At 61.7% G+C, this 5599-nt stretch carries 6 protein-coding genes; 4 read left to right on the forward strand and 2 right to left on the reverse strand.

Features of this window, described 5'->3' with window-relative positions; genetic code table 11:
• The coding region (locus tag ACRESD_RS07875) for a DEAD/DEAH box helicase (RefSeq protein ID WP_431750406.1) at positions 1-949 on the forward strand (949 nt) is incomplete at its 5' end.
• A 106-nt stretch (positions 950-1055) separates the two neighbouring features.
• Here ACRESD_RS07875 and ACRESD_RS07880 read toward each other — a convergent pair.
• Both ACRESD_RS07880 and ACRESD_RS07885 read right to left on the reverse strand, forming a co-directional pair.
• Positions 1056-2282 carry a TIGR03862 family flavoprotein gene (locus ACRESD_RS07880; protein WP_431750407.1) on the reverse strand — a complete coding sequence of 409 codons (1227 nt, stop codon included), beginning with the start codon at positions 2280-2282 and terminating at the stop codon, positions 1056-1058.
• Positions 2283-2453: 171 nt separating this feature from the next.
• Positions 2454-3374 carry a histone deacetylase family protein gene (locus ACRESD_RS07885; protein WP_431750408.1) on the reverse strand — a complete coding sequence of 307 codons (921 nt, stop codon included), beginning with the start codon at positions 3372-3374 and terminating at the stop codon, positions 2454-2456.
• Positions 3375-3450: 76 nt separating this feature from the next.
• Between ACRESD_RS07885 and ACRESD_RS07890 the strand changes: the two genes are divergently transcribed.
• Genes ACRESD_RS07890 through ACRESD_RS07900 form a run of 3 tightly spaced genes read left to right on the forward strand, consistent with a single transcriptional unit; the run spans position 3451 to position 5512 of the window.
• Positions 3451-4020, forward strand: coding sequence for a GNAT family N-acetyltransferase (locus ACRESD_RS07890; protein ID WP_431750409.1), 570 nt, complete (start codon positions 3451-3453; stop codon positions 4018-4020).
• 38 nt (positions 4021-4058) lie between these two features.
• The gene (gene tesB / locus ACRESD_RS07895) at positions 4059-4928 is read left to right on the forward strand and encodes an acyl-CoA thioesterase II (RefSeq protein WP_431750410.1); all 870 of its coding nucleotides are present in this window, start codon (positions 4059-4061) and stop codon (positions 4926-4928) included.
• Positions 4925-5512 (forward strand): HAD family hydrolase, encoded by a 588-nt coding sequence (locus ACRESD_RS07900; RefSeq protein WP_431750411.1) that lies wholly within the window; start codon positions 4925-4927, stop codon positions 5510-5512. The genes tesB and ACRESD_RS07900 overlap by 4 nt, the downstream gene beginning before the upstream one ends.
• Positions 5513-5599: the final 87 nt, after the last annotated feature.

The raw sequence follows: 5599 nt of genomic DNA on the forward strand, positions 1-5599 counted from the left end.
CGCCACCCCTGGCCGTCTGATCGACCTGTTCCGCCAGAACGCGCTGAAACTCAATCAGCTGCAAACCCTGGTGCTGGATGAAGCTGACCGCATGCTCGACCTGGGCTTCTCCGAAGAGCTGGCAAACATCTACCGCATGCTGCCGAAAAAGCGCCAGACCCTGCTGTTCTCCGCGACCTTCTCCGATGACATCCGCCTGCTGGCCGGGCAGATGCTCAACGACCCGCTGAGCATCGAAGTCAGCCCGCGCAACGTCGCCGCCAACACCGTCAAGCAATGGGTGGTGCCGGTGGACAAGAAGCGCAAGCCGGAGCTGTTTGTACACCTGATGCGCAAAGGCCGCTGGAAGCAGGTGCTGGTATTCGCCAAGACCCGTAACGGCGTGGATGCGCTGGTGGATAAGTTGCAAGGCCTGGGCGTGAATGCCGATGGCATTCATGGCGACAAGCCGCAAGCCACCCGCCAACGTGCGTTGGATCGCTTCAAGGCCAGCGACGTGCAAATCCTGGTGGCGACCGATGTAGCGGCCCGTGGTTTGGATATCGAAGACTTGCCGCTGGTGGTCAACTTTGACCTGCCGATCGTGGCCGAGGACTACATCCACCGTATCGGCCGTACCGGCCGTGCGGGCAACACCGGGGAAGCGATTTCCCTGGTGTGTGCCGATGAAGTGAACATGCTCTCGGCTATCGAGATGCTGACCCGTCAGACCTTGACCCGCAAGGTGGAGCCGGACTTCGAACCTGAGCACCGCGTGCCGGACACCGATGCCAGCGGGCAAGTGGTGAAGAAACCGAAAAAGCCGAAGAAGCCTAAAGCGTCCGGTGGTGGCGGTAAGCGCAACCTGGGCAAGTGGGTCGACAGTGGTGAGGTGGCGCCGGCGGAGCCGTCGATCAAGCCGGTGCGCAAGGTGCCTGTTTTCAACACCGGGCCGCGTAAGAAGAAGTAACTTTGCGGTGTGGCTGAGGGCCTCATCGGGGGCAAGCCCCCTCCCACATTTTTGACCGTGTGAACCCAGTCAAGTGTGGGAGGGGGCTTTGAAATCACGACAAAACTCAGCGGTTAAGCCACTCCAACATTCCCCGCCCAGCGGCTCTGCCACTGGCAAAACACCCCGTCAGCAAATACCCCCCGGTCGGTGCTTCCCAATCCAGCATCTCCCCGGCACAAAACACACCGGGCAATGGCTTGAGCATCAAGCGCTCATCCAACGCCTCAAACGGCACGCCGCCTGCGGTACTGATCGCTTCATCCATTGGCCGTGCCTTCACCAATGTCAGCGGCAGTGCCTTGATATCTACTGCCAATCGCACTGGATCATTGAAGTGCTCAGCCGGCGTCAGCTCACGCAATAGCGCCGCTTTCACCCCGTCCAACCTCAACTGACTGTGCAAATGCTTGCTCATCGAGCGCGAACCACGCGGCTTGACCAAGGCCGCCTGCACTTTGTCCAGCGGCTTGCTTGGCAGCAGGTCGATATGCACGGTAGCCGAGCCATCGCGATTGATCGCTTCCCGAATGGGCGCCGACAGCGCGTAGATCAAACTGCCCTCGATCCCCACGGCAGTGACGACACATTCCCCCAGCCGGGGTTTGTCGTCGGCCAACCCGATGGCGACGTTTTTCAACGGTGCCCCCGCGAATTTGCTGACCAGCAATTCACTCCAGGCCGACACTTCGAAACCACAATTGCTTGGCTGCAGCGGGACGCAAGGCACGCCTTTGCCTTCCAGCGACTTGAGCCAGGTGCCGTCCGAGCCCAGGCGCGACCAACTGCCGCCGCCGAGCGCCAGCAGCACAGCATCACTGTGGACAGTTTTTTCACCTTCCGGGCTGTGGATAAGTAATCCACCGTCGGTAGCCCACCCCACCCACCGATGCCGGGTGTGGATAACCACGCCTTGGTCCCGCAGGCGCTTGAGCCAGGCGCGCAGTAGCGGGGCGGCTTTCATGTCCGTAGGAAAGACGCGGCCTGAGGTGCCGACAAAAGTCTCGATGCCCAGGCCATGAATCCACTCGCACAGTGCCTCGGCACCAAACGCCCGCAGCAACGGAGCCATCTGCGGCGCCCGTTCGGCATAACGCGACAGGAACGCCGGGTATGCTTCCGAATGGGTGATGTTCATACCGCCGACACCTGCCAGCAGGAACTTGCGCCCCACCGACGGCATACCGTCATACAGGTCGACCCGTACGCCCGCCTGGCTCAAGACTTCGGCGGCCATCAGCCCGGCAGGGCCGCCGCCGATAATGATGACGTGTTGGGAAGGGGTGTCGGGCATGGGCAAGGCTACGGTCGCATGGATAGGCCGAGCATTCTACCCGACGACAGCGCAAACGCCTGATCAAAAAACGTACAGCCTCCTACAAGCCTTGCGGATGCTAGCTCTCAGACGCTTACGCTCAACTTATCCACAGGTGGTTCCACAGGCATTGTGGGTAACGCCCACAACTCAATGACAACCTGATGACGTCCACACCCGTTGGGCGCTGTGATGCAAGATGCCGTGGCGACGAGCCAGGGCGGGGCGGTCTTTGCTGTAGCCGCCGCCGATGACGCCCATCACCGGAATGTCACGGCCCAGGCAGTGGCGCATCACGCTTTCGTCACGGGCGGCCACGCCTTCGTCTGTCAGTTTGAGGTAACCGAGGGCGTCGTCCTTGTGCACATCAACGCCGGCGTCGTAGAGCACCAGGTCCGGTTGGTAGAGGGGCAACAGGTAGTTGAGCGCGTCGTCCACCACCTTGAGGTAATCGGCATCGCCCATGCCCATGGGCAGCGGGATGTCCCAGTCGCTTTGGGCCTTGCGCGCCGGGAAGTTCTTTTCGCAGTGCAGCGATACCGTGATCGCCTCCGGCGTGTCATGGAGGATGCGCGCGGTGCCGTCGCCCTGATGCACATCACAGTCGAAGATCAGAACGCGGTTGACCCGACCGCTGGCCAGCAGGTAATGGCTGATCACCGCCAGGTCATTGAAGATGCAAAAGCCCGCCGGGTAATCGTAGTGGGCGTGATGGGTGCCGCCCGCCAAGTGGCAGGCCAGCCCGTGTTCCAGCGCCTGCTCCGCCGCGAGGATCGAACCGCCGACCGCGCGCACGGTTCGGCGGGCCAGGGCTTCGTTCCAGGGCAGGCCGAGGCGCCGTTGGTCTTCACGGGACAACTCGCCGCCCATGTAGCGCTCGATATACCCACGGTCATGGGCCAGGGCCAGAATCTCTGGTGGGCACAGTGATGGGCGCAGCAGTTGGCTGTCCTCGGTCAGGCCACTGTCCACCAGGTGATCACGCAGCAGGCGGAACTTGTCCATGGGGAACCGGTGGTCCGCCGGGAACTCGGGGCTGTAGTCATCGTGATAGATCAATGGCAGGGGCATGGGATTTTCTGACGGGAACCTGCGACGCATCTTACCTGCGTTGTACACTCACGCACATGGCAAGGGAGGGGGACCCATGGAGCCGATACTGGAATTGGAAAGTGCACGCTTGGTGCTGCGCCAATGGCGCGACAGCGACCTGCCGGAATTTGCGCGTATGTGCGCCGACCCGCAAGTGATGCGCTATTTCCCGGCCAAATTGAGCCACCTGGAGAGCGCTGCGTTGATCGGGCGGATTCGCGGGCATTTTGCCGAATATGGCTTTGGTTTTTGGGCTTTGCAGCGCAAAGACACTCGCGAATTTATCGGTCTGACCGGGCTGCAGAATGTCAATTTCGAGGCGGGTTTTACCCCGGCCGTGGAGATCGGCTGGCGCCTGGCCCGTGAGCATTGGGGCTTGGGTTATGCCAGCGAAGCGGCGTGGACCGCCTTGCGTTGCGGCTTCGACCGCTTGCAACTGGATGAGATCCTGGCCTTCACCACCGAGTCGAATCTGCCCTCACAAAAAGTCATGCAGGCCATCGGTATGCATTACGATCCCCAGGCAGATTTTGAACACCCCAAGGTCGCAGCCGATGACCCGCTGCGCCATCATGTTTTGTACCGCATCACCCGCGCCCAATGGTTGGACACGCTGCACGGATAAGCAGACCGGAATGCCCTATTGATTGTAGGAGTTGCTCTATGAGCCAAGTATTGGAAGATCTGGTGGACCTGCTGACCCTGGAGCCGATCGAGGAAAACCTCTTTCGCGGCCGCAGCCAGGACCTGGGCTTTCGTCAATTGTTCGGCGGCCAGGTACTCGGCCAGTCGCTGTCGGCGGCCAGCCAGACCGTAGAGGAAGCGCGGCATGTGCATTCCTTGCACGGTTACTTCCTGCGCCCGGGCGACGCGGCATTGCCCGTGGTGTACTCGGTGGACCGTGTGCGTGACGGTGGCAGTTTCAGTACGCGCCGCGTCACCGCTATTCAGAAGGGCAACCCGATCTTCACCTGCAGCGCCTCGTTCCAATACGACGAGGAGGGTTTTGCGCACCAGAGCACCATGCCTGTCGTGGTCGGCCCGGAAAACCTGCCGTCCGAACTGGAGCTGACCCAGCAGCGCGCGCACCTGATTCCCGAGCACATGCGCGACAAGCTGCTGTGCCCCAAGCCGATCGAAGTGCGCCCGGTGACCGAGAAAGATCCGTTCAACCCGCAGCCGTCCGACCCGGTCAAGTACGTGTGGTTTCGCGCTGACGGCGCACTGGCCGACTCGCCTGCATTGCACAAATACCTGCTGGCCTACGCCTCGGACTTCGGTTTGCTGACCACGTCGCTGCTGCCCCATGGCAAGACCGTGTGGCAGAAAGACATGCAGGTCGCCAGCCTCGACCACGCGCTGTGGTTCCACGCCGATCTGCGTGCCGATGACTGGCTGCTTTACGCCATGGACAGCCCATGGGCCGGTAACTCCCGTGGCTTCTCCCGTGGCAGCGTGTACAACCGTGCCGGGCAACTGGTGGCCTCGGTGACCCAGGAAGGCTTGATTCGCCATCGCAAGGATTGGGCATGAGCCTGGCCCAGATCAAACATTGGGTATTCGACATGGACGGCACCCTCACGGTGGCCGTCCATGATTTTGCGGCGATTCGCGTGGCCCTGGAGATTCCGCCGGAGGACGACATCCTCACCCACCTGGCGGCCTTGCCCAAGGAGATTGCAGCGGCCAAGCACGCCTGGTTGCTGGAGCATGAACGCGAACTGGCGGTGGGCTCCATTGCCGCCGACGGTGCAGTGGAGCTGGTACGGGAGCTGGCCGGGCGTGGTTATCGCCTGGGCATCCTGACCCGCAATGCGCGGGAGTTGGCGCATATCACCCTGGAGGCGATTGGCTTGGCGGACTGCTTTGCCGTTGAGGATGTGCTGGGGCGTGATGATGCGCTGCCTAAGCCTGATCCGGATGGCCTGCTGAAATTGGCCGCAGCCTGGGACGTTTCGCCGAGCGAGATGGTGATGGTGGGGGATTACCGCTTTGACTTGGATTGCGGTCGGGCCGCGGGGACCCGGACGGTGTTGGTTAACTTGCCAGAGAATCCGTGGCCGGAATTGGCGGATTGGCATGCCGAGGATTGCGCGGCGCTGCGCCGGATGATCTAGCCCTGGCATCCCCAAATCGAATGTGGGAGCGGGCTTGCTCGCGAAAGCGGTGTATCAGCTGATAAATACGTAGCTGAAGGAGCGCAT

Source organism: Pseudomonas sp., from assembly GCF_050739995.1.
Taxonomy (GTDB): domain Bacteria; phylum Pseudomonadota; class Gammaproteobacteria; order Pseudomonadales; family Pseudomonadaceae; genus Aquipseudomonas.

Coding starts and splice junctions, on each gene's coding strand:
- ACRESD_RS07880 (WP_431750407.1), bottom strand. CDS start 2,282: ATGCCCGACACCCCTTCCCAACACGTCATCATTATCGGCGGCGGCCCT.
- ACRESD_RS07885 (WP_431750408.1), bottom strand. CDS start 3,374: ATGCCCCTGCCATTGATCTATCACGATGACTACAGCCCCGAGTTCCCG.
- ACRESD_RS07890 (WP_431750409.1), top strand. CDS start 3,451: ATGGAGCCGATACTGGAATTGGAAAGTGCACGCTTGGTGCTGCGCCAA.
- tesB (WP_431750410.1), top strand. CDS start 4,059: ATGAGCCAAGTATTGGAAGATCTGGTGGACCTGCTGACCCTGGAGCCG.
- ACRESD_RS07900 (WP_431750411.1), top strand. CDS start 4,925: ATGAGCCTGGCCCAGATCAAACATTGGGTATTCGACATGGACGGCACC.